Below are 22,763 nucleotides of genomic sequence, written 5' to 3' on the forward strand. Positions count from 1 at the left end.
GCGGGGACGCGGCGACGCGGATTCAGCGGCCCCCGCCGCCGCTGCCGCCGTCGACCTGCGGGGTGGGCAGCTTGGCCGCGGGGAAGGCGTTGTTGCTGTCGCAGACCAGATCGGAGATGACGTAGCCGCCGCCGCTGAGCTCCACCTTCACGTCGTGGACCTGGCGCCTGCGGGGCGTCTCGTTGTCCGCCGCCGTGCACACGAGCTGGCTCCGGGCGGCCAGGCTCAGCTTCAGGACGTTGATCGGCATCTGGACGCTCACCCGCAGGGTGCCGGTGGTGACGTGCACCTGGTCGGCCCGCATCCTGGGCAGGTCGGTGTAGAGCCCGCGGACGCGCTCGTCGGTCTCCGGCCCGTTGAGGAGCAGGGCGACGGCGTCCTCCGCGCCGAGCTTGGTCTTGGCGTCGCGGGGCACCGACTTCACTCCGGTCGGGGACATCAGATAGATCCTGGCCCCCTTCTCCTGGGTCGTGCCGGGCCGCTTGGCACCGCTGGCGGGCTGCCCCACGTCGATGACGTCCGTGGAGGTGACCCCGCACCCCGCGAGCGTCCCGGTCAGCAGCAGCGCGGCCAGGGCCGGGCGTCCCTTCCTCATCCTTCCTCACCTCCGCAGTGGCGCAGCGGCAGGTCCACCGTGAACACCGCGCCGCCCTCGGGGCGGTTGGCGGCCCGTACGGTCCCGTCGTGCAGGCGCACGTTCTCCAGGGTGATCGCGAGTCCGAGGCCGCTGCCCTCGGAGCGGGCCCGGGCGGAGTCCGCCTTGAAGAAGCGCTCGAAGACGTGCGGGAGCACCTCGGGGTCGATGCCCCGGCCCCGGTCCGCGATCTCGATCAGCAGCCGTTCGCCGGCGGCGCCCGGGGCCTTGCCCTCCGCCACCCGGACCGCGACGCCGACGGGTCCGCCGCCGTGCTTGAGGGCGTTGCCCACGAGGTTGGCGACCACGACGTCGATGCGGCGCGGGTCGAGCCGGGCGCGGACGCCCTCGGGCAGGTCGACGGCCACCTCGTCCTGCCAGCCGCGCGCCTGGAGGGTCTTGCGGACGGTCTCGGCGACGTCGACCTCGTCCAGGTGGAGCGCGGCGGCGCCCGCGTCGAAGCGGGAGATCTCCATCAGGTCCTCGACCATGCGGGCGAGCTTGCCGGTCTCCTCGCTGATGAGGCGCACCGCGTAGGCGGTGTCGGGGTCGAGCGAGCCGGCGTCGTCGTCCAGGACGTCGACGACGGCGGTCATGGCGGCCAGCGGGGTGCGCAGCTCGTGCGAGACGTCGGCGGCGAAGCGCCGGGAGTTGGCCTCCATGCGGCGCAGCTCGGCGACGTTCTCCTCCAGGGCCTCGGCCATGTCGTTGAAGGTGCGGGAGAGGTCGGCGAGCTCGTCGCGGCCGGTGACCTTGAGGCGGGTGTCCAGCTCGCCGGCGGCGATCTTGCGGGTGGCGCGGCGCAGCTCGCGCACGGGCCGGAGCACGCCGCGCGCGGCGATCAGGGCGGGCACGGCGGCCAGCGCCACGCCGGGCACGGCGCCGCTCTGCGCGGCCTGGACGAGCGCCCGTACGTTGATCTCGTCCTCGCGGAGCGGCATCTGGGCGTAGACCTCCAGGCCGGAGGGCCGGCCGGTGTCCGCGTAGGTGACGGGCAGGCCTATGGCGAGCCAGGCGTTGCCGTCGATGTCCATGCGCTGGAAGGCCGCGATGCCGTTGCGGACCTTCTGCCGGAGCCCCTGCGGGATGACCGCCTTCACGTCGGCGGCGGGGACCATCGGGTGGTCCTCGTAGCGGACGTGGATGATCCAGTGCTGGGCCTCGCCGGCCCGGGTGAGGCCGTGCGTGAGCTCCAGGAGCTTCTGCTGGCTGGGCGGGAAGCTGTAGTCGGGGATCTGCGAGTTGACCTGGGAGCGCAGGGCGGAGACGGCGGTGTCCTGGGTGCGCTTGAGGATCGCCGTGCGGGCCTCGCGGAAGGTCAGCCCCGCCGTGGTGAGCGCGCTGAGCGCGGCGACCAGCAGGAACGCGACGACCAGGCGGGCGCGCAGGCCCGACGCGAGGGCGCGCAGCGACGGCCGGCGGAACTCGGGGCGCCGGAGGTCGGGGCGCGGGAACGCGGGCCTGCGGAAGCGCGGCCGCTTCACAGGGGTCCGAAGCGGTAGCCGAAGCCGCGCACGGTCTGGATGTACTTCGGCGACCGGGTGGAGTCCTCGACCTTGGTGCGCAGGCGCATCACACAGGCGTCGACCAGGCGGGCGTCACCGTGGTAGCTGTGCTCCCACACGTGCTCCAGGAGCTGCTGGCGGCTGAAGACCCGGCCCGGGGTCGCCGACAGGTACAGCAGCAGCTTCATCTCGGAGGGGGCGAGCGGCAGGTCCTGGCCGTGCTTCGCGACAAGCAGGCCCTTGCGGTCGATGGAGAGGTCGCCGTGCGTCTCCACGGGCTGGCTCGCGGCGGGGTCGGGGCCACCGTCGCCCGGGGCGGCGCGGCGCAGCACGGCGCGGATGCGGGCTTCGAGGACCTCGCCGCGGGCGGGCTTGACGATGTAGTCGTCGGCGCCGGCCTCCAGGCCGAGGACGACGTCTATGTCGTCGCCTCGGGCGGTGAGCATGATGATCGGGATCTGCTGGGTGGCGCGGATGCGCCGGCACACCTCGAAGCCGCTCTTGTCGGGCAGCATGAGGTCGAGCAGGACCAGGTCGGGGCGGAAGGTCTCCATGGCGGAGAGCCCGGCCTCGCCGGTGGCCGCGCCCTCGACCTCGTGGCCGCGGCGGCGCAGGGTGAGGAGGACGGCTTCCCGTACGGCCCGGTCGTCCTCGATCAGCAGCACGCGTGACATGCGGACAAGTATCGTTCCCCGCCGCACACACGTGCGCCGCACGGGCCTCCCGACGCCCGAACTGTCACCGACTGCTCATATTCGCCGGTCTCGGCCGGGCGGTGGGCCCGCGTTCGGACCGCTCGCCGGCGAGGACCGGCCACAGCCCGGGGTCCTCGAAGTCCAGGGCCCACAGCGCGGTCCCCGTCACCCCGTACTTCCGCAGGACGGGCAGGTGGGCGGCGACGCCGCGGGCGTCCTGGTACCAGACCTCGCGCCGCTTCCCGTCCTCGGTGTAGGTGAAGTGCGGGGTGCGGGAGACGGGGTCCAGGGCGTAGGGCGCGCCGACGCGGCGGCGCAGCGCCTCGGCCTCCCGGGTGGTGCGGTGGGTGGCGCGGGCGGTGTCGCCGACGCGGTGGTCCCAGCCGTAGGCGGGGAGGCCCATCTCGATGCGGCGGGCGGGCACCCGAGCGGTGGCGTAGCTGAGGATCTCGTCGTACCAGGCGGGGCTGGAGAGCGGGCCGGGCTCGTCGAGGGCGTTGTGCAGGTTGTAGCCCATGATCCGCAGGCGGTCGAGGGTGCGGCCGAGGTGGGCGTAGTCGAAGACCGGTCCCTCGTCGTGCGCGGGGGCGGCGGTGCGGGGGAAGACGGCGGCCACGCACTCCTTGCGCAGGGCGTGCAGCCGGGCGCACAGCTGTGTGGTCAGGGCGTTGAAGCCGGTGCGGACGCGCTCGACGAGGCCCGGGGTGCGGGCGCCCTCGTTCATCTTCTCGTAGTCGAGGTCGAGGCCGTCGTAGGCGTGGTCGGTGGTGAGCCGCACCAGGGTGTCGATGTGCGCGGCGCGGGTCCTCGCGTCGCCCATCAGGCGGGCCATCACCTCGGCGTCGAGGCTCTCGGTGACGGTGGGCACGACCTTGATCCCGGCGGCGCGCAGGCCGTCGACGACGGTCCGGTCGCCGGCGCCGGGGTGGGCGGTGACGCGGTCGGCGGCGGTGGCCTCGTACCAGAAGGGGCTGACGGTGTGGAGCCGGTCGGCGTGGGCGAGGGCGTCGCGGTAGGCGCCGGGTTCCCAGTAGGGCAGCCAGGCCGAGGCGGTACGGGGTGGGGCCGCGGGGCGGGGGGCCGCGAGGGCGGGCGGGGCCAGGCAGGTGAGCACCGCCGCCAGCGCGGCCGTCACTGCGGGAACGGCGCGTCCGCTGATCATGCGCCCAGCCTCGTACGGGGCGGGCGGTGGCGCGAGCGGAGTGCGCCGGGCGGGCGGCTCCCCGGCCGGGACACCGCCGCTGGATTCTGTACCTACTGGTATGTACAGTGCGGGCATGAAGATCATCCGCACTCGCCCGGACGCCGTCGCCGCACCGTCCGAGCTGGTCACCGGCGCCGTGCACATCGACGAGCTGGCCGCCCCCGCTCCCCCGTCCCGCGTGCGGGTCGGCAGCGTGCGCTTCGCCCCCGGCGCCCGTACGCACTGGCACCGCCACCCGCTCGGCCAGGTCCTGCACGTGACCGAGGGCGCGGGGCTGGTGCAGCGGCGCGGCGGCCCGGTGGAGCCGATCGGCGTGGGCGACACCGTCCGGATCGAGCCCGGTGAGTGGCACTGGCACGGCGCCGGCGCGACAACGCCCATGACCCACCTCGTCGTCCAGGAGGCGGCCGCCGACGGCACCGAGGCCGAGGTCGACGAGGCCGTCACCGACGCCGAGTACGCCGCCGCGCCCGCCTCCTGAACAGCCCCGCACCGCTCCGAACAGCCCTTTGGACAGCAAGGACCGCCACGCCATGTACGCCATGCAGTACGAGATCACCCTTCCCGCCGACTACGACATGGGGATCATCCGCACCCGCGTCGCCACCCGCGGCCACCTCCTCGACGACCTCCCCGGGCTGGGCCTGAAGGCCTATGTGATCCGGGAGCGCGGTGTCGGCGGCTCGCCCGTCAATCAGTACGCGCCCGTCTACCTGTGGCAGGACACGGACGCGATGAGCCACTTCCTCGTCGGCGGGGGCGGCTTCCAGGGGATCGTCGGCGACTTCGGCCGGCCCGCCGTCCACCACTGGACGGGCCTGGCGACGGAGGCGGGCCCGGCCCGCGGCCAGGTGCCCACGGCCGCCTCCCGGCGGCTGACCCCGGTCCCGCCCGGCGCGGAGCCGGGCGACCTGGCCGCTCTGGTCGAGGAGGAGACCCGGCTGCTGCGCCGGCTCGCCACGCGGGAGGGTGTGCACACGGCCGCGCTGGCCGTCGACCCGCGCCACTGGCAGCTGATGCGGCTGACGCTGTGGGAGCACTCCGTACCTGAGGACGAGGACGCCACCGAGCGCTACGAGGTGCTGCACCTGTCGGCCCCGCACCTGGACGAGCTGGGCGGCGCGGCGCGCCGGTGACCCGCGCAGGCTACCCGCCGATGTGCCGCAGCAGCAGCTTCCGGAACTCCCGGTCGAAGTCCTCGTAGTGCCGCCGCAGCCGGTCCCCCGGCCAGTCCGCCGGCAGCAGGGCCGCCGGCAGCACCGGGTCCGCCAGGAGGTGGCGCAGGACGGCCGCCGAGACGGTGAACCGCTGGGCCAGGCCCTCGGCGCGCTCCCGGCGCAGCGCCGCTTCCAGGGCGCGGGCCCGTACCGCCCAGGCGTCCAGGTCCCACAGCGTGGCGGCGAGCCGCGCCGGGTCGCCCTCCGGCGCGGCGCCGGTGAGCAGCGCGCACTGCTCGGTGACGACGGCGGGCCGGTCGCGGACGAGGTTGGCCGGGCGCAGCCAGCAGCCCTCGCGCAGCTCGGCGAGGCGGAGGGCTGCCATGGCCTGACGGAGGGCCGCGCGCTCGGCGGCGGGGCGGCGGTCGGGGGTGACGACGGCGATCTCCCAGCCGCCGTCCCAGGGACGGGTGCGCGGGGCGCGGCTGTCGTCCTGGCGGGCCTGACGGGCGAGGAGCCGGTCGGTGAGGCGGTACGCGCCGTCGCGCTGCTCCAGGTCACCGGCGGCGACCATCCGGGTCAGGGCGGTGCGGACCGCCCCTTCGGCGGTGCCGAACAGCTCGCCGACGCGGACGAGGGCACGGGCCGGGAGCGCGGGCGGGTGATGGCCGAGCAGCGTGGAGAGGACGACCGAGCGCGCGGTCAGGGGCCGCAGGGCGAGTGCGCCGCCCGCGGCTCCGCCGGGATTCCCGCCGCCGTCGCCGCTGTCCGGCGAGACACTGTCCATTACAGCCTCCGATCACGCATCATAAAACTGTAATGCCCCTCGTGCCCGCCCGTCCGTCCGGAGGTCGTCCCATGAGCGCCACGCATGAAGTCCTGAACCAGGCTCCGCCCCTGACCGGTTTCACCACGGCCGACGACCCCGCCCTGCTGGAGGCCCTGCGGCGCGACGGCGCCGGGGGCGCCGAGGCCGAGGTGCGCGAGCTGGGCGCGCGGGCGGGGTCGGCCGAGGTGCAGGACTGGGCCCGGATGGCCGAGGCCCACCCGCCGGTGGCGCACACCCACGACCGCTACGGCCACCGCGTCGACGAGGTGGAGTTCCACCCCGCCTGGCACCAGCTGATGGCCGTCGCCGTGGAGAGCGGCCAGCACGCCGCCCCCTGGGCGGAGGGCGGCCCCGGCGCGCACCTGGCGCGCGCGGCGAAGTTCTACGTCTGGGCGCAGGCCGAGCCCGGCCACGGCTGTCCCGTCTCCATGACCTACGCCGCCGTGCCCGCGCTGCGCGCCGCGCCCGCGCTGGCCGCAGCCTACGAACCGCTGCTTGCCGCGCGCTCGTACGACTTCGGGCTGCGGCCGCCGCTGGGCAAGCGGGGGCTGATCGCCGGCATGTCGATGACGGAGAAGCAGGGCGGCTCGGACGTCCGGGCCAACACCACGACGGCGGTCCCGGCCGCCGACGGCTCGTACGTGATCACCGGCCACAAGTGGTTCACGTCGGCGCCGATGAGCGATGTCTTCCTGGTCCTGGCGCAGGCGGCGGAGGGCCTGACCTGCTTCCTGATGCCCCGGGTGCTGCCCGACGGCACGCGCAACGCGATGCGGATCCAGCGGCTGAAGGACAAGCTCGGCAACCGCTCCAACGCCTCGGCCGAGATCGAGTACGAGGGGGCCGTGGCCTGGCCGGTCGGTGAGCCGGGGCGCGGGGTGCGCACGATCGTCGAGATGGTCAACATGACCCGGCTCGACTGCGTGATCGGCTCGGCCGCCGGGATGCGGGCCGGGCTGCGGCAGGCGCTGCACCACACCGCGCACCGGCGCGCGTTCGGCGCCGAGCTGATCGACCAGCCGCTGATGCGCAACGTCCTGGCGGACCTCGCCGTCGAGTCCGAGGCGGCGACGGTGCTGGCGATGCGGCTGGCGGCGGCGCTCGACCGGTCCGAGGCGGGCGACGCCGGGGAGGCCGCGCTGCGGCGCCTCGCGCTGGCCGCCGGGAAGTACTGGGTGTGCAAGCGCGGCAGCGCGCACGCCGCCGAGGCCCTCGAATGCCTGGGCGGCAACGGCTACGTCGAGGAGTCGGGCATGCCCCGGCTCTACCGCGAGGCGCCGCTGCTGTCGATCTGGGAGGGCTCGGGCAACGTCGCGGCGCTGGACGTGCTGCGGGCGCTCGGCCGGGAACCCGCCGCCCTCACGGCCTACTTCGCCGAGGTCGAGGCGGCGGCCGGCGCGGACGCCCGGCTCGACGCGGCGGCCGCGCGCCTGCGCCGCCTCCTCGGCGAGCTCACCGACCCCGGCCGCGCGCAGCTCCTCGCCCGCCGCGTCGCCGAGCAGCTCACGCTCGTCCTCCAGGGCAGCCTGCTGGTCCGCCACAGCACCCCGGCCGTCGCGGACGCCTTCTGCGCCTCGCGGCTGGACGCGGACTGGGGCAACGCCTTCGGCACCCTGCCGGCCGGCGCGGACCTGGGCGCGATCCTGGAGCGCGCGCGGGCGAAGGACGCGCGGTGACCGCCGGCGTCCGCGTGGTCCGGGCCGGACCGGTCACCACGGTGATCCTCGCCCGGCCCGGGGTCCGCAACGCCGTCGACGGGCCCATGGCGACCGCGCTCGCCGACGCCTTCCGGGAGTTCGAGGCGGACGAGGGCGCGCGGGTGGCGGTGCTGTGGGGCGAGGGCGGGACCTTCTGCGCGGGCGCCGACCTCAAGGCGTTCGGCACCGGGCGCGGCAACCGCGTCGCGCCCGGCGGCGACGGGCCGATGGGCCCGACCCGGCTGCGCCTGTCGAAGCCGGTCGTCGCGGCGGTGAGCGGCCACGCGGTGGCGGGCGGCCTGGAGCTGGCGCTGTGGTGCGATCTGCGCGTGGCCGAGGAGGACGCGGTGTTCGGCGTCTTCTGCCGCCGCTGGGGCGTGCCGCTGATCGACGGCGGTACGGTCCGGCTGCCCCGGCTGATCGGGGCGGGCCGGGCCATGGACCTGATCCTGACCGGCCGCCCGGTACAGGCGCCGGAGGCCCACGCCATCGGGCTCGTCAACCGCCTCGTGCCGCCCGGGGAGTCACGCCGGGCGGCGGAGGAACTGGCGGCGGGGATCGCCCGCTTCCCGCAGGAGTGCCTGCGCGGCGACCGGGCCTCGCTGCTGGGCCAGGAGGGGCTGCCGGAGGAACGCGCGATGGAGGCCGAACTCGCCTACGGGATGACGTCGTTGGAGCACGCCACCGAGGGAGCGGCGCGCTTCGCCGCGGGCGCGGGCCGGCACGGGGACTTCTCCGGGCTCCGAGAGGCGCGGATATGACGGTCCGTGAGGTGCGGCGGCCCGGCTTCCGGGTCTCGGCGCTCCCTCCCGGTATGCCCTTCTTGCCGAAGATGTTCCACACATAACGCACACAGTTCTTCATCCCATCGGAGGGATTGAGGCGCGAAAGCGAAGCGGAAGCCTTGCCGACCACCAAGATCTCTGTCGTGAGTGGATGGGTATGCGCGGGGCGGACGGGGATCGTGGCCTTCGCGGCCGTGCTGGCGACAGCCGTGGCCGCACCGGCACAGGCGGACAGCGCCGGAGACGGTCCAGGGGACACGGGGGACGTGCGAGGCGTCCGCGTTGGCGGAACGTTCTTCCCCGCCGGCCGGCCCCGCCCGGCTCCTCCGGCCCACCCCCACGGCCGTCCCGCGGCCGGCGCCTCCTCCCCCACCGTCGTCATCGAGGGACCGCCGGGGCGTGACCGGGCCTCCGGGCGCCGGCACCTGGGCAGCGTGACCGTCACGACGGGCGACGGCGCGTCCGTGGTGATCCGGGACGACCCGGGGTGCGTGACGGTCGACGCGCGGGCCGGCGGCAGCGCGGCCGTCATCGGCCACTGTCCCGCACCGCGCCCCCGCCCGCCGGCCGTCCGGATCGAGCCGCCCGCGCCCCGGCCGCCCGCCCCCTCGCCCACGCCCGTACCGCCGGAGCGGCCCGCGCCCCCGCCGGCGCCGGCGCCCCGGCCGGTGATCGCGCGCGGCGGCGACGTACCGCCGCCCCCGGCCCCCGCGCCGGAGCCGACGCCCACCCCCGTACCCACACCGTCGTCGCACATCGCGCCCCGCGCCTACCACCAGTCGGTCTCCAAGCGCCCCGAAGGCGGCGTCTCGCTGGTGACCTTCACCCTGCTGCTCACCGCTCCGGCCGTGCTCTCGGCCGCCCTGCTGCGGCCGCGCGGTGGCGGCGGGCGCCGCGGCTGACGCCCCGCCCACGTTCCCGTACCCGCAGACATCCTCACCCCGGAGGTTTTCCCTTGTCCGAGTGGCTGGTCCTGGCCCTGGCGATGGCCGCCGCCTGCGCGGTCGTCCTGACCATCACCTTGCTGCGGCACCGCAGGCTCGGCGAGGACGTCGATCCGAGCGAGACCCCCGACGTCATCGAGTACATGACGATGATGATCGGCGTGGTCTACGCCATCGTCCTCGGCCTGGCCATCGCCGGCGTCTGGGAGGCGCGCAACGGCGCCCAGGACGAGGTCCGCGCCGAGGCCCAGGCGCTGCACGAGATCCACGAGCGGGTCCAGGTGTACGCGCCGGCCGCCCGGGACCAGGTGCGCGAGGACATCGACACCTACGTGAGCTACGTCGTCCACAAGGAGTGGCCGGTCATGCTCAAGAACGGCGGACTGACCGAGCGCAGCGCGCAGTTGCTGGCCAAGATCCGGGAGGACGTGACCTCCTACGAGCCGCGCAACGACCACGAGGGCCAGTCGTACCAGCCGATCCTGGACCAGGTCGGCGCGGCGGACGCCGCGCGCACCTCCCGGGGCGAGAACTCCGAGCCCACCATGCCGGGCGTGGTGTGGTTCGGGCTGGTCGCGGGCGCGCTGGTGGCGGTGGGGCTGATCTTCACGCTCCAGATCGGGCGGTCACCGCGCGAGCTGCTGCTGGCGGGGCTCTACAGCGCCCTGATCGCCTTCCTCCTCTTCCTCATCTGGGACTTCAACTCCCCCTTCGGCCATGCCGTGGGCGACGCCAGCGGCGCCTTCACCGACATGTTCGCCATCTGACGGGCAGGTGCTTGAGGCCGTTCTGGAAGTTGGACGTCAGCCGGACCGGCTCGCCCGCCCGCTCCAGGCCGGGCAGCCGGTCGACGGCGGCCCGCAGTACGGCCCGCAGCTGGACGCGCGCGAGGTGGGCGCCCAGGCAGACGTGCGGGCCGAAGCCGAAGCTGACGTGGTCGTTGGGCGTGCGGGTGATGTCGAAGCGGTCGGGGTCGGGGAAGACGCGCTCGTCGCGGTTGGCGGAGGCGTGGAAGACGACGACCTTCTCCCCGCGCCGGATCCGCACCCCGGCGAGCTCCGTGTCGCGGGTGGCGGTGCGGCGGAAGTCCATGACGGGCGGCCAGTGGCGGAGCATCTCCTCCACGGCCGGCGCGGTCAGCTCCGGGCGGGTGCGGAACAGCTCGTACTGGCCGGGGTGGTCCAGGAGGGTCAGCAGACCGCCGGGGATGCCGTTGCGCAGGGTCTCGTTGCCGGCCACCGCGAAGAGGAAGAACATCGTCTCGAACTCGTCGCGGGTCAGGCCGGCCTCGCGCATGTGCGCCATCACGCTGCCGGGCCGGGGCTCGCCGGACAGCGCGTGCGCGTAGGCGAACATGTCGGCGAGGGCCTCCCGCGAGCGCGGGCTGATCATGCTGCCGTCGGGGCGGGCGAGCGTGGCGGGCCGGCGGGCGAGGGCGGCGCGGCCCGCCGGGGTGAGCGCCGCGGGGTCGGCGGTCGCCGATCCGGCGTGGTCGGGGTCCTGGTAGCCGATGACGCGGTTGGACCAGTCGTAGAACAGCCGCCGGTCCTGATCGGGCACGCCCATGATGTGCGCGAGGGTCCACACGGGCAGGTCCGCGGCGAGCTCCACGAAGTCCGCCGCTCCCCGGTCCGCCACGCCGTCGACCAGGGCACGGGCGCGGGCCTCGATGACGGCCTCCAGCTCCCGGACGGCGCGCGGGGTGAAGGCGGAGGCGACGATGCGGCGCAGCCGCGCGTGGGCGGGCGGGTCCTGGTTGAGCATCATCGACCGGACGAAGCCGAGGTCCTCGGGGGTGTCCGGGTCGGGGATCTGGGTGGCGCCCAGGTGCGAGGAGAAGATCTCGGGGGTGCGCAGCACGTGCTTGACGTCGGCGTGCCGGAGGACGGCCCAGTAGCCCGGGCCGGCGGGCCAGGGACCGACGGCCGGCTCCGCCGTCCAGTGGACGGGGCTGTGCTCCCGTAATTCCCGGAAGCGTGCGTAGGGCACCCCGCGGGCATAGGTCTCGGGATGGTGGATGTCGGCGGGCACCTCGGATCCGGTCACTTTTGCGACCGTACGCCCTCCTCTGGCGTGCACGTCAAGGGCTCGTCACAATGACGAGGTGCCCTTGAGGCCGGACGAGCGCGATGGGACCGTGGGGCCCGGCTCCACCCGTGGTGTTCAGCGGAACCGCTGAGGTTCCGCATGCGGCGATGGACGGGAGGTACGGACCATGGCGGACAGCGAGTCCGACAGGGCGGGCCCCGCCGAGTTCGTGGACGAGGCGGAGGTCAACGCGCTCGTGCGCGGCATCTGTTTCAAGACGGGCCCGCCCAGGCTCCTCGGAGTGGAGCTGGAATGGCTCGTCCACGACCTGCGTGACCCCGCCCGACCGGTCCCTCCGCCTCTGCTGGCGGCGGCCGCCGACCGCCTGCGTGACCTGCCGCTGCGGTCCCTGATCACCGTCGAGCCGGGCGGCCAGCTGGAGTTCAGCTCCCGGCCCGCGGACTCCCTCGCCACCTGCGTGGCGGAGGTCTCCGCCGATCTCGACGCCGCCCGTCCCGCGCTCCGCGACCTCGGACTGGTCCTCGCCGGCTACGGCCAGGACCCCTGGCACCCTCCGCGGCGCGTCCTCAAGACCCCCCGCTACGAGGCCATGGAGGCCTTCTACGACCGGCGCAACGGCGCGGGGCGCACCATCATGTGCCGCACCGCGTCCGTCCAGGTGTGCGTCGACGCCGGGTTCGAGGAGCCCGGTCCGCTCGGTTTCGGGCGGCGCTGGCGGCTCGCGCACCTGCTGGGCGCGGTGCTCGTCGCCGCGTTCGCCAATTCCCCGCTGCACCTGGGCCGCCCGACCGGCTGGCGCTCCACCCGGCAGGCCGCCTACGCCGACGTCGACCCCGGGCGCGCCCTGGCCCCGCCGGAGCTCCCGGACCTCCGGGCGGCCTGGGCCGGGTACGTCCTGGACGCGCCGGTGATGTGCGTGCAGTCCGGTGACCGGCCGTGGGACGCCCCGGAGGGCCTGGACCTGCGCCGCTGGACGCGCACCGGGCGGCCCCGGCGGCCCACCGCGGACGACGTCGCCTACCACCTGACCACGCTGTTCCCGCCCGTACGGCCGCGTGGCCACCTGGAGCTGCGCATGATCGACGCGCAGCCCGGGGAGGACGGCTGGCTGGTGCCGCTCGCCGTGACGGCCGCGCTGTTCGACGACCCGGTGGCGTCCGAGACGGCCTACCGCGTGGTGAAGGCCCTCGCGGACACGGCCGGCGCGGCGCCCCCGCCGGACAACCCGCTGTGGCGGAACGCCGCCCGGCACGGCCTGGCCGACCCCGAGCTGCACGCCGCGGCGGTCGCCTGCTTCGCGGCGGCCCGGGAGGCACTGCCCCGGATGGGGGTGACGTCCCGGGTCCTGGCCGCCGTCGACGACTTCACCGCCCGGTACGTCGACCGCGCCCGGTGCCCCGCCGACGACCTCCTGGACCACGTCCTCGGCAAGGAGCGCCGCGCATGACCGTCCCCGAGTCCGACCCCGCCGCCCTCCGGCGGCGGGCCGCGGACGCCCTCCGTACCGCCCGGGCGCGCACCCACGCGCTCACCGGCTGTGTGGACGGGCCCGAGCTGACCGCCCAGCACTCCCCCCTGATGTCGCCGCTGGTCTGGGACCTCGCGCACATCGGCAATCAGGAGGAGCAGTGGCTGCTGCGCACCGTGGGCGGCCGCGAGGCGCTGCGGCCCGAGATCGACTCCGTGTACGACGCGTTCGAGCACCCGCGTGCCGAGCGCCCGAGACTGCCGCTGCTGGCGCCCGAGGAGGCGCGCGGCTATGTGGCGGACGTGCGGGACCGGGTCCTGGACGTCCTGGAGAGAGTGCCGCTGTCGGGGGCGCCGCTGCTGGAGGCCGGGTTCGCCTTCGGCATGATCGCCCAGCACGAGCAGCAGCACGACGAGACGATGCTCATCACCCACCAGCTGCGCCGGGGGCCGGCGGTGCTGTCCGCCCCGGAGCCACCGGGGGCCGCGCCGGACGCGGGCGCGCTGCCGGCGGAGGTCCTGATCGAGGGCGGGCCGTTCACGATGGGCACGTCGGCCGAGCCGTGGGCGCTGGACAACGAACGGCCCGCGCACGCCCGCTTCGTGCCGTCCTACTTCCTCGACACGCTGCCCGTCAGCAACGGCGCGTACCTGCGGTTCGTCGAGGACGGCGGCTACGCCGACGCCCGCTGGTGGCGGCCGGGCGGCTGGGAGCAGGTGCGCCGCCACGGCCTCGCCGCGCCGCTGTTCTGGCGGCGCGAGGGCACGGGGTGGGTGCGGCGGCGGTTCGGCGCCGAGGAGCCCGTGCCCCTGGAGGAGCCGGTGCTGCACGTGAGCTGGTACGAGGCGGCGGCGTACGCGGCGTGGGCGGGGCGGCGGCTCCCCACGGAGGCGGAGTGGGAGAAGGCGGCCCGCCACGACCCGGCCTCCGGCCGCTCCCGCCGCTATCCGTGGGGTGACGCGGACCCCACGCCCGACCGCGCCAACCTCGGCCAGCGGCACCTGCGCCCGGCACCGGTGGGGGCGTACGCGGCCGGGGCGTCCCCGCTGGGGGTGCGGCAGCTGATCGGCGACGTGTGGGAGTGGACGTCGAGCGACTTCCTGCCCTATCCGGGCTTCCGGGCCTTCCCCTACCGGGAGTACTCGGAGGTGTTCTTCGGCGAGGCCCACAAGGTGCTGCGCGGCGGTTCCTTCGCCGTCGACCCGGTGGCCTGCCGGGGCACGTTCCGCAACTGGGACCTGCCGGTCCGCCGGCAGATCTTCGCCGGCTTCCGCACGGCGCGCGACGCGGAGCCGTCCTGATGTGCCGCCACCTCGCGGTGCTGGGACCCCCGGAGCCCATCGGCGCGACCGTGGTGGAGCCGGCGCACGCGCTGTTCCGCCAGTCGTGGGCACCGCGCCGGCAGCGCTACGGCACGGTCAACGCGGACGGCTTCGGGGTCGGCTGGTACGCCCCGGAGGACCCCGTGCCGGCCCGCTACCGGCGGGCCGGGCCCATCTGGGCCGATCCGTCCTTCGCCGATCTCGCGCGCGTCGTCCGCACCGGGGCGCTGCTCGCGGCGGTGCGGGACGCCACCGAGGCGAGCGCCGACGGCGAGGCGGCGGCGGCCCCCTTCGCGGGCGGGCCGTGGCTGTTCAGCCACAACGGGGCGCTGACCGGCTGGCCGGACTCCGTCGCCCCGCTCACGGCGCTGCTGCCGCGCGCCGATCTGCTGCGGCTGGCGGCCCGGTGCGACTCGGCGTTCGTCTGGGCGCTGGTGGAGCGGCGGCTGCGCGGCGGCGAGCCGCCGGGCCGGGCGCTCGCGGCCACCGTCGCGGCGCTGGCCTCGGCCGCGCCCGGCTCGCGGCTCAACCTGCTGCTCACCGACGGCGCGTCGGTCACCGCGACCGCGTGGGGCGACAGCCTCTGGTACCTGGTGGCGGACGGCCGCACGGCCGTCGCGTCCGAGCCCTACGACGACGACCCGCGCTGGACACAGGCGCCGGACCGGACGCTGCTCACCGCCACCCGCGCCGAGCTCTCCGTCGTCCCGCTCTCCCCGCTCTCCTCGCTTCCTTCGCTCAAGGAGCCCGTTTCGTGAGCCCGTTCGCCCTGACCCGCACCCTTCCCCTCGACGCGACCGCCGCCGCGCTGCGCGCGGACGTCGCCACGGGGCTCACCCGCTCGCCCAAGGAGCTCCCCCCGAAGTGGTTCTACGACGCCCGGGGCAGCGAGCTGTTCGACGAGATCACCCTGCTGCCGGAGTACTACCCGACGCGGGCCGAGCGGGAGATCCTGGTGTCCCGCGCCGGTGAGATCGCCGCGGCCACCGGCGCCCGTACGCTCGTGGAGCTGGGCTCCGGCTCGTCCGACAAGACCCGGCACCTGATCGGCGCGCTGCCCTCCCTGGACCACTACGTCCCCGTCGACGTCAGCGAGAGCGCCCTGGCCGGGGCGGCCCGTACGCTGCTCGCCGAGCACCCCGCCCTGACCGTGCACGCGCTCGTCGCCGACTTCCAGTACGGGCTGGCGCTGCCCGGCACGCCGGGCCCCCGGCTGCTCGCCTTCCTGGGCGGCACGATCGGCAATCTGCGCCCGGCCGAACGGGCGGTCTTCCTCGCCGCCGTCCGCGCGGAACTCGCCCCGGGCGACGCGCTGCTGCTGGGCACGGACCTGGTGAAGGACGAGCGGACGCTCGTCGCCGCCTACGACGACGCGGCGGGCGTGACCGCCGCCTTCAACAAGAACGTGCTGTCGGTGATCAACCGTGAGCTGGAGGCCGACTTCGACCCGGACGACTTCGACCACGTCGCCCTCTGGGACGCGGAACGGGAGTGGATCGAGATGCGGCTGCGGGCCCGTACCGCCCTCGTCGCGAAGGTCCCCGCCCTCGATCTGGCGGTCCACTTCGCGGCGGGCGAGGAGCTGCGGACGGAGATCTCGGCGAAGTTCCGCCGGGAGGGGGTGCGGGCGGAACTGGCGGCGGCCGGCTTCGGGCTGAGCCGGTGGTGGACGGACGAGGAGGGGCGCTTCGCGCTGTCCCTGTCCGTGCCCGTTAGCCTGCCGGTGTGAACGAGGACACGGACCAGGGACGCGGCGAAGGCCTTCCGACCGGCTTCGAGCGGGGCACCGACGGCCCGAAGGTGATCGTCGTCGGTGTCGACGGCTCGGACACCTCCTGGCGGGCCGCCGCCTACGCGGCGGGGCTGGCCCGGCGTCAGAACGCCCTGCTGGCCGTGGTGTACGTCCAGCCGGTCCTGGCCGGCGGCGCCGCTCTGGGCGCGCCGGTCGTGGAGGCCACCGAGGAGGTCGCGGAGGAGCTGCTGGCGGAGATCCGGGCCACGACGGAGCGGCTGCGGGGCATCTTCGCGGTGCGCTGGGAGTTCCACACCTTCCGGGGCGACCCCTACGCGGGGCTGGTCCGCGCGGCCGACGAGCTGACGGCGGACGCGGTGGTCGTCGGCGCCTCGGAGCAGGCGGGGCACCGCATCGTCGGCTCGGTGGCGGTGCGGCTGGTGAAGGCGGGGCGCTGGCCGGTGACGGTGGTGCCGTAGCGGGGGCCTCGCGGGCGCCGCGGGACTCCCGTGGGGCAGGGGTGTCACGGCCCGCCGCCGTGGGTAGCCTGCGGCTGCCCGGCACCGAGGAGGCGTACGGCATGGCGGAGCTGGAGGACGCGGCGGAGGGCGCGGCGGAAGCGCCCGAGGAGTCCGGCGGGCTGCTGCTGGAGCAGCGGGACGGCGTGCTCGTGCTGAGACTGACCGGCGGCGGGAGCGTCATCCCGAAGGCCATCCCCGTGGTCGACGGGGCGGGCCGGCTCCTCGCGGTGTACTCCGCGGGCACCGCCGTCCGCCCGGCCCCGGGCGGCGAGCGCGGCCCCGTCGGCGACGTGACGGCGGCCGTGGACCCCCTCGCGCCCGTGGCCGACACGTTCGAGGTGGATCCACCGCGCTAGCCGTTCGGCGGCGGTACGGTGCGCGCATGCGCGAGATTTCCGAGGAGACCGAGATCCGGGCGGAGCCCATGGAGGTCTGGTCGGTCCTCACCGACCTGCGCCGCTACCCCGAATGGAACCCCTTCATCCGGGAGGCCGGCGGCAGGGTGGCCGCCGGCCGGACCCTCACGCTGAGGGCGTTCCCCGCGCGCGGGCGCCCGATGATCTTCCGGCCCCGGGTGCTGACCGCCGAGCCCGGCCGGGAACTGCGCTGGCTCGGCCGGCTCCCGGTGCCGGGCCTCTTCGAGGGCGAGCACCGCTTCCTCCTCACCCCTGTGGCCGGAGGCACCCGGCTCGTCCAGAGCGAGGTGTTCAGGGGACTCCTCGTCCCCCTGCTGGAGCGCAGGATCCGCGACACCAGGACGGACTTCCGGTCCCTCAACGCCGCCCTCAAGGCCCGCGCGGAGCGGCGTCCCCCGGTCTGACGCCCCGGCTCTCGCCTCGCGCCGGACGGTGACCTGGGGCACGGTGGGACGAGCCCTGTGAGCTCCGCCCAGGGACCGACCGAGGGAGAGTCATGTCCGACCACACCTATCGCGTGACCGAGATCGTCGGGTCCTCGCCCGACGGCGTGGACGCGGCGATCCGCAACGGCATCGGCCGCGCGGCGCAGACGCTGCGCGGGCTCGACTGGTTCGAGATGACGGAGGTCCGCGGGCACATCGAGGACGGGGTGATCCAGCACTTCCAGGTGGGCCTGAAGGTGGGGTTCCGGCTGGAGGAGGCGGGGTAGGGCCCCCTCCTCCAGCCGGTGGGCGAGGTCCCGGGCGACGTCCCCGCCCGGGGGCACCTCCCGGCGGTGGCCGAGGGAGCGAAGGAGCCGTCCGGGCGGGGTAGGGCCGTCTCCGCGACCGGTGGGCGAGGTCCCGGGTGACGTCCCCGCCGGTGCGCACCTCCCACGAAGGAGCGGGCCGGGAAGCGCCCACCCCCACGGCGGGCCTCTCCCCGAACCCCATAAAATCGGCGCGAAACGCACCGCCGCGCGCACCGCGCACCCCGCGCCGATCTGGAGCCCCATGACCCCGTCCGCCGACCCCGCGACGCCCCACCCCGCCCACGACCCCTTCGTCCGGGTGCGCGGCGCGCGGGAGCACAACCTCCGGGGGGTCGACGTCGACATCCCCCGGGACGCGCTCGTCGTGTTCGCCGGGGTCTCCGGTTCCGGGAAGTCCTCGCTGGCGTTCGGCACCGTCTACGCCGAGGCGCAGCGGCGGTACTTCGAGTCCGTGGCGCCGTACGCGCGGCGGCTGATCCACCAGGTGGGCGCGCCCAAGGTCGGGGAGATCACGGGGCTGCCGCCCGCCGTCGCGCTGGAGCAGCGGCGGTCCGCGCCCACGTCGCGGTCGTCCGTCGGGACCGTCACCACGCTCTCCAACTCCCTGCGGATGCTGTTCTCCCGCGCCGGCGCGTACCCCGAGGGGGCCGCCCGGCTGGACTCCGACGCGTTCTCGCCGAACACGCCCGCCGGGGCCTGCCCGGAGTGCCACGGGCTCGGGCGGGTCCACCGGGTCACCGAGGAGTCGCTGGTGCCCGACCCCTCGCTGTCCGTCCGCGAGGGGGCCGTCGCCGCCTGGCCCGGCGCCTGGCAGGGCAAGAATCTCCGGGACATCCTCGCCGCCCTCGGGCACGACGTCGACCGGCCTTGGCGCGAGCTGCCGGCCGCGGACCGCGAGTGGATCCTCTTCACCGACGAGCAGCCCGTCGTCACCGTGCACCCCGTCCGTGACGCGGGCCGCATCCAACGCCCGTACAAGGGCACGTACATGAGCGCGAAGCGCTACGTCCTGCACACCGTCGCCGAGTCCAGGAGCGCCGCCCTGCGGGCCCGCGCCGAGCGGCACATGGTGACCGGGCCGTGCCCCGTCTGCGACGGGCGGCGGCTGCGGCCGGAGGCGCTCGCCGTCACCTTCGCCGGGCACGACATCGCCACGCTCGCCGCCATGCCGCTGTCCGGCCTCGCCGCCACCCTGCGCCCGGCCCTCGACGGGGACGGCGCGGCCGCGACCCTCGCCGCCGACCTCGTCGCCCGGATCGAGGTCCTCACCGAACTCGGCCTCGGCTACCTCGGCATGGACCGGCCCACCCCGACCCTCTCCTCCGGCGAGCTCCAGCGGCTCCGCCTCGCCACCCAGCTGCGCTCCGGCCTCTTCGGCGTCGTCTACGTCCTCGACGAGCCCTCGGCGGGCCTGCACCCGGCCGACAGCGCCGCGCTGCTCACCGTCCTGGACCGGCTGAAGGCCGCGGGGAACTCCCTGTTCGTCGTCGAGCACCACATGGACGTCGTGCGCCGCGCCGACTGGATCGTGGAGGTCGGGCCGCACGCGGGCGAGCACGGCGGCCGGATCCTCTACAGCGGACCCGTCGCCGGCCTCGCGGACGTCGCCGCGTCCGCCACCCGCCGCTTCGTCTTCCCCGAGGGTCCCGCGGCGGAGCCCCGCGCGCCCCGCCGTCCCTCCGGCACCCTGCGGCTGCGCGGCATCACCCGCCACAACCTCCAGGGTCTCGACGCCGACTTCCCCCTCGGCGTCTTCACGGCCGTCACCGGCGTCTCCGGCTCGGGCAAGTCCACGCTCGTCGGACAGGCCCTCGCCGACACCGTCGCCGCCCACCTGGACGAGACGGCGGAGAACGGCGGGACGGCGGGCCGCGCGGTGCGGGCCGCCGAGGGCCTGGACGCCGTGCACCGGCTCGTACGCGTCGACCAGAAGCCCATCGGCCGTACCCCGCGCTCCAACCTCGCCACGTACACCGGCCTGTTCGACGCGGTGCGCAAGGTCTTCGCCGCCACCGACGGCGCACGCGAGCGCGGCTACACCGCGGGGCGCTTCTCCTTCAACGTCACCGGCGGGCGCTGCGAGGTGTGCCAGGGCGAGGGCTTCGTCGCCGTGGAACTCCTCTTCCTCCCCGGCGCGTACGCGCCCTGCGACGCCTGCCGCGGCGCGCGCTACAACCCCGGGACCCTGGAGATCACCTACCGGGGCAGGAACGTCGCCGAGGTCCTGGACCTGACCGTCGACACCGCGGTGGACTTCCTCGCCGACGTGCCCGCCGCCCGGCGCGGCCTGCGCACCCTCCAGGACGTCGGCCTCGGCTACCTCCGCCTGGGCCAGCCCGCCACGGAGCTGTCCGGCGGCGAGGCACAGCGCATCAAGCTCGCCACGGAGCTCCAGCGCACGCACCGGGGGCACACCCTGTACGTCCTGGACGAGCCCACCACCGGTCTCCACCCCGCCGACACCGAACTGCTGCTGCGGCAGTTGCACGGGCTGGTCGACGCGGGGAACACGGTGGTGGTCGTCGAGCACGACATGGCCGTCGCGGCCGGGGCCGACCATGTCATCGACATGGGTCCGGGCGGCGGGGCGGCGGGCGGCCGGATCGTGGCGGCGGGGGTGCCGCGGGAGGTGGCGGGGGCGGGCGGGGCGACGGCGCCGTATCTCTTGGCGGCGCTGGGTTCGGCGGGCGGGTAACGGGGGGGCGGGGTGCGCCTGCGGCGGGCCTTTCCCCAGCCCCGCCCCTTCCCGTAACCGGGGCTCCGCCCCGGACCCCGGTCCTCAAACGCCGGACAGGCTGAAAACCAGCCCGTCCGGCGATTGAGGACATTCGGGAAGGGGCGGGGTGGGGGAAAGCCCCCGCGCAGCGGCCACCCCCGCCCCCGCCACGCGGTCTACGCACGCCGGCCTCCCCCCGGATACCCTCGGACCGGCGCCGGCGCGACCGGTCCGGCGGGACGGAGGGCAATGACCCGCGCTCTGATCATCGGTGGCGGCATCGCCGGACCCGTGACCGCCATGGCCCTGCGCCGCGCCGGCATCGACGTCGTCGTCCACGAGGCGTACCCGGGCGGCGCGGACCACCTCGGGGCGTTCCTCGTCCTCTTCGCCAACGGGCTCGCCGCACTGCGCGCCATCGACGCCGAACGGCCCGTGCGCGAGCGGTCGTTCCCCGCCGAGACCGTGGAGTTCATCGACGACTCCGGGGAGCCGCTCGGCAGCCAGCCCATCGCCGGGTCGTGGGACCCGGGGCTCAGCCCGCGTACCGTGCAGCGCTCCGTCCTCTACCGCACGCTGCTCGACGAGGCCGCGCGGCGCGGCATCCAAGTGGCGTACGGCAAGCGCCTCGTGGACGCCACGACCGGCCCGCGCGGCACGGTCGTCGCGTACTTCGCGGACGGCTCGCGTGCCGAGGGGGATCTGCTGATCGGCGCCGACGGCATCCATTCCGCGACCCGCTCCGTCCTCGATCCCCACGCGCCCCCGCCGCGCTACACCGGCTACGCCAGCGTGTGCGGCCGCACCCGCGCCACCGTCCACCCCGCGCCGCCCCGCACCTACCGGATGATCTTCGGCAAGCGGGCGTTCTTCGGCTGTACGACCTCCCCAGACGGCACCACCCACTGGTTCGCCAACATCCGGGGCGCCGAGCTGTCCCGCGCGGAGCTCTCCGCCGCCACGCCCGATTGGTGGCGGCGGCACGCCACCGAGGCCCTCACCGGGGACCGGACCCCGGCCGCCGCGATCGTCGCCGCCACCGGTGACGCCGTCATCGGCATGAACACCTACGACATGCCCACCACCCCCGTCTGGCACGACCGTCACACCGTCCTGGTGGGCGACGCGGTCCACGCCACCGCGCCCAACGCCGCCCAGGGCGCGTCCATCGCCATCGAGGACGGCGTGGTCCTCGCCCGCTGTCTGCGCGACCTGCCCGGCCCCGAGCCGGCGTTCCGGGCCTACGAGCGGCTGCGGCGCGAGCGGGTCGAGCGGGTCGTGGCCCTGTCCGCCGGCCTGGCGGGCCGCGCCCGGCCGGGCCCCGACGAGGAGCGCCGGACGGACGGCGGCGAGGCGGCCGGCCCCGCCCGGGCTCCCGACGGCGACTGGCTGCACGGCTACCGCGTCGACTGGGACGCCACCGTCCGCTGACTTGCCGCGCCCGCCCCCTGCGGCAGACTGGAGGCATGCCGGAGCTGCCGGAGGTCGAGGCCCTCGTCGATTTCCTGGCCGAGCGCGCGGTCGGCCGTACCGTCGAGCGGGTCCTCCCGCTGGCCGTGAGCGTCCTCAAGACCTACGACCCGCCGCTCGACGCGATCGAAGGGCGCGCGGTGACCGCCGTGCGGCGGCACGGCAAGTTCCTGGACCTGGCCACCGACGGCGGCCCGCACCTGGTGTTCCACCTGGCCCGGGCCGGCTGGCTGCGCTGGCACGACCGGCTCCCCGACGCCCCGCCCCGCCCGGGCAAGGGCCCGCTCGCGCTGCGCCTGCGGCTGGCCGGCGGGGCGGGCTTCGACCTCACCGAGGCGGGCACCCAGAAGCGGCTCGCCGTCCACTGCGTGCGCCGCCCGGACGACGTGCCGGGCGTCGCGCGGCTGGGCCCGGACCCCCTCGCGCCCGAGTTCACCTTCGACGCCTTCGCCGCGCTGCTGGCCGGGGAGCGGCGGCAGGTCAAGGGCGTCCTGCGCGACCAGAGCGTGATCGCGGGCATCGGCAACGCCTACTCGGACGAGATCCTGCACGCGGCCCGGACGTCCCCCTTCAAGCTCGCCGCGAGCCTGACGCCGCAGGAGACGGCCGTCCTGTACGAGACGGTCGGCACGACGCTGCGCGGCGCCGTGGAGCGGGCGCGCGGGCACGCCGCCGGGGAGCTGAAGGCCGAGAAGAAGAGCGGCCTGCGGGTGCACGGCCGCACCGGTGAGCCCTGCCCGGTCTGCGGGGACACCGTCCGGGAGGTGTCGTACCGGGACTCCTCCCTCCAGTACTGCCCCACCTGCCAGACGGGCGGGAAGCCGCTCGCGGACCGGCGGCTGTCCCGCCTCCTCAAATGAGGGGC

At 75.4% G+C, this 22,763-nt stretch carries 23 protein-coding genes; 17 read left to right on the forward strand and 6 right to left on the reverse strand.

Going from position 1 to position 22,763, the window contains the following annotated elements; all coding sequences use genetic code 11:
* Nucleotides 1–22 precede the first annotated feature (22 nt).
* The 4 genes from SMD11_RS03875 to SMD11_RS03890 form a co-directional block, all read right to left on the reverse strand.
* The gene (locus tag SMD11_RS03875; RefSeq protein ID WP_087925082.1) at nt 23–595 is read right to left on the reverse strand and encodes a GerMN domain-containing protein; all 573 of its coding nucleotides are present in this window, start codon (nt 593–595) and stop codon (nt 23–25) included.
* Entirely contained in the window at nt 592–2,118 is a 1,527-nt protein-coding gene (locus SMD11_RS03880) for an ATP-binding protein (RefSeq protein ID WP_087925083.1), read from the reverse strand. The genes SMD11_RS03875 and SMD11_RS03880 overlap by 4 nt, the downstream gene beginning before the upstream one ends.
* Entirely contained in the window at nt 2,115–2,813 is a 699-nt protein-coding gene (locus SMD11_RS03885; RefSeq protein WP_087925084.1) for a response regulator transcription factor, read from the reverse strand. The genes SMD11_RS03880 and SMD11_RS03885 overlap by 4 nt, the downstream gene beginning before the upstream one ends.
* A 64-nt stretch (nt 2,814–2,877) precedes the next feature.
* Nucleotides 2,878–3,996: a glycosyl hydrolase family 18 protein gene (locus SMD11_RS03890; RefSeq protein ID WP_159395211.1), complete on the reverse strand. Its 1,119-nt coding sequence runs from the start codon at nt 3,994–3,996 to the stop codon at nt 2,878–2,880.
* Between the two features lie 115 nt (nt 3,997–4,111).
* Here SMD11_RS03890 and SMD11_RS03895 point away from each other — a divergent pair, with 115 nt between their 5' ends.
* Together SMD11_RS03895 and SMD11_RS03900 are read left to right on the forward strand one after the other, a co-directional pair.
* Nucleotides 4,112–4,519: a cupin domain-containing protein gene (locus SMD11_RS03895; RefSeq protein ID WP_087930270.1), complete on the forward strand. Its 408-nt coding sequence runs from the start codon at nt 4,112–4,114 to the stop codon at nt 4,517–4,519.
* A gap of 52 nt (nt 4,520–4,571) precedes the next feature.
* Complete coding sequence (locus SMD11_RS03900) at nt 4,572–5,174, forward strand: DUF4865 family protein (RefSeq protein WP_087925086.1); 603 nt, start codon at nt 4,572–4,574, stop codon at nt 5,172–5,174.
* A 10-nt stretch (nt 5,175–5,184) separates the two neighbouring features.
* Here the strand turns inward: SMD11_RS03900 and SMD11_RS03905 are convergent, their stop codons facing one another.
* Nucleotides 5,185–5,982 (reverse strand): PaaX family transcriptional regulator C-terminal domain-containing protein, encoded by a 798-nt coding sequence (locus SMD11_RS03905; RefSeq protein WP_087925087.1) that lies wholly within the window; start codon nt 5,980–5,982, stop codon nt 5,185–5,187.
* A 71-nt stretch (nt 5,983–6,053) separates the two neighbouring features.
* On the opposite strand from SMD11_RS03905, the gene SMD11_RS03910 reads away from it, so the two are divergent.
* The 4 genes from SMD11_RS03910 (at nt 6,054) to SMD11_RS03925 (ending at nt 10,217) form a co-directional block, all read left to right on the forward strand.
* The gene (locus SMD11_RS03910; RefSeq protein WP_087925088.1) at nt 6,054–7,700 is read left to right on the forward strand and encodes an acyl-CoA dehydrogenase family protein; all 1,647 of its coding nucleotides are present in this window, start codon (nt 6,054–6,056) and stop codon (nt 7,698–7,700) included.
* Nucleotides 7,697–8,482: a crotonase/enoyl-CoA hydratase family protein gene (locus SMD11_RS03915; protein ID WP_087925089.1), complete on the forward strand. Its 786-nt coding sequence runs from the start codon at nt 7,697–7,699 to the stop codon at nt 8,480–8,482. The genes SMD11_RS03910 and SMD11_RS03915 overlap by 4 nt, the downstream gene beginning before the upstream one ends.
* A gap of 167 nt (nt 8,483–8,649) precedes the next feature.
* Nucleotides 8,650–9,408 carry a hypothetical protein gene (locus SMD11_RS03920; protein WP_159395212.1) on the forward strand — a complete coding sequence of 253 codons (759 nt, stop codon included), beginning with the start codon at nt 8,650–8,652 and terminating at the stop codon, nt 9,406–9,408.
* 53 nt (nt 9,409–9,461) lie between these two features.
* On the forward strand, nt 9,462–10,217 hold the full coding sequence (locus SMD11_RS03925) for a DUF4239 domain-containing protein (protein WP_087925091.1): 756 nt from the start codon (nt 9,462–9,464) through the stop codon (nt 10,215–10,217).
* Here the strand turns inward: SMD11_RS03925 and SMD11_RS03930 are convergent.
* Nucleotides 10,195–11,496: a cytochrome P450 gene (locus SMD11_RS03930; RefSeq protein WP_234365880.1), complete on the reverse strand. Its 1,302-nt coding sequence runs from the start codon at nt 11,494–11,496 to the stop codon at nt 10,195–10,197. The genes SMD11_RS03925 and SMD11_RS03930 overlap by 23 nt on opposite strands.
* 169 nt (nt 11,497–11,665) lie before the next feature.
* Between SMD11_RS03930 and egtA the strand changes: the two genes are divergently transcribed.
* The 11 genes from egtA to SMD11_RS03985 all read left to right on the forward strand — a co-directional run bounded on the left by egtA (nt 11,666) and on the right by SMD11_RS03985 (nt 22,758).
* Nucleotides 11,666–12,946, forward strand: coding sequence for an ergothioneine biosynthesis glutamate--cysteine ligase EgtA (gene egtA / locus SMD11_RS03935; RefSeq protein ID WP_087925092.1), 1,281 nt, complete (start codon nt 11,666–11,668; stop codon nt 12,944–12,946).
* The gene (gene egtB / locus SMD11_RS03940) at nt 12,943–14,268 is read left to right on the forward strand and encodes an ergothioneine biosynthesis protein EgtB (protein WP_087925093.1); all 1,326 of its coding nucleotides are present in this window, start codon (nt 12,943–12,945) and stop codon (nt 14,266–14,268) included. Before egtA ends, egtB begins: the two co-directional genes overlap by 4 nt.
* On the forward strand, nt 14,268–15,047 hold the full coding sequence (egtC, locus tag SMD11_RS03945) for an ergothioneine biosynthesis protein EgtC (protein ID WP_087925094.1): 780 nt from the start codon (nt 14,268–14,270) through the stop codon (nt 15,045–15,047). Before egtB ends, egtC begins: the two co-directional genes overlap by 1 nt.
* Nucleotides 15,044–16,018, forward strand: a complete 975-nt coding sequence (egtD, locus tag SMD11_RS03950; protein ID WP_087925095.1) for an L-histidine N(alpha)-methyltransferase — start codon at nt 15,044–15,046, stop codon at nt 16,016–16,018. Before egtC ends, egtD begins: the two co-directional genes overlap by 4 nt.
* Complete coding sequence (locus SMD11_RS03955; protein ID WP_087925096.1) at nt 16,015–16,500, forward strand: universal stress protein; 486 nt, start codon at nt 16,015–16,017, stop codon at nt 16,498–16,500. Before egtD ends, SMD11_RS03955 begins: the two co-directional genes overlap by 4 nt.
* Before the next feature lie 59 nt (nt 16,501–16,559).
* On the forward strand, nt 16,560–16,898 hold the full coding sequence (locus tag SMD11_RS03960; RefSeq protein WP_087925097.1) for a hypothetical protein: 339 nt from the start codon (nt 16,560–16,562) through the stop codon (nt 16,896–16,898).
* Nucleotides 16,899–16,924: 26 nt separating this feature from the next.
* On the forward strand, nt 16,925–17,362 hold the full coding sequence (locus SMD11_RS03965) for an SRPBCC domain-containing protein (RefSeq protein ID WP_087925098.1): 438 nt from the start codon (nt 16,925–16,927) through the stop codon (nt 17,360–17,362).
* Nucleotides 17,363–17,454: 92 nt separating this feature from the next.
* A complete protein-coding gene (locus tag SMD11_RS03970) occupies nt 17,455–17,670 on the forward strand; it encodes a dodecin (RefSeq protein WP_087925099.1) in 216 nt (71 codons plus the stop codon).
* A 283-nt stretch (nt 17,671–17,953) separates the two neighbouring features.
* Nucleotides 17,954–20,407 (forward strand): excinuclease ABC subunit UvrA, encoded by a 2,454-nt coding sequence (locus tag SMD11_RS03975; RefSeq protein WP_087925100.1) that lies wholly within the window; start codon nt 17,954–17,956, stop codon nt 20,405–20,407.
* A gap of 270 nt (nt 20,408–20,677) precedes the next feature.
* Complete coding sequence (locus SMD11_RS03980) at nt 20,678–21,859, forward strand: FAD-dependent monooxygenase (protein ID WP_087925101.1); 1,182 nt, start codon at nt 20,678–20,680, stop codon at nt 21,857–21,859.
* Between the two features lie 35 nt (nt 21,860–21,894).
* Complete coding sequence (locus SMD11_RS03985) at nt 21,895–22,758, forward strand: Fpg/Nei family DNA glycosylase (protein ID WP_087925102.1); 864 nt, start codon at nt 21,895–21,897, stop codon at nt 22,756–22,758.
* Nucleotides 22,759–22,763: the final 5 nt, after the last annotated feature.

The organism is Streptomyces albireticuli (genome assembly GCF_002192455.1).
Lineage (GTDB): Bacteria > Actinomycetota > Actinomycetes > Streptomycetales > Streptomycetaceae > Streptomyces > Streptomyces albireticuli_B.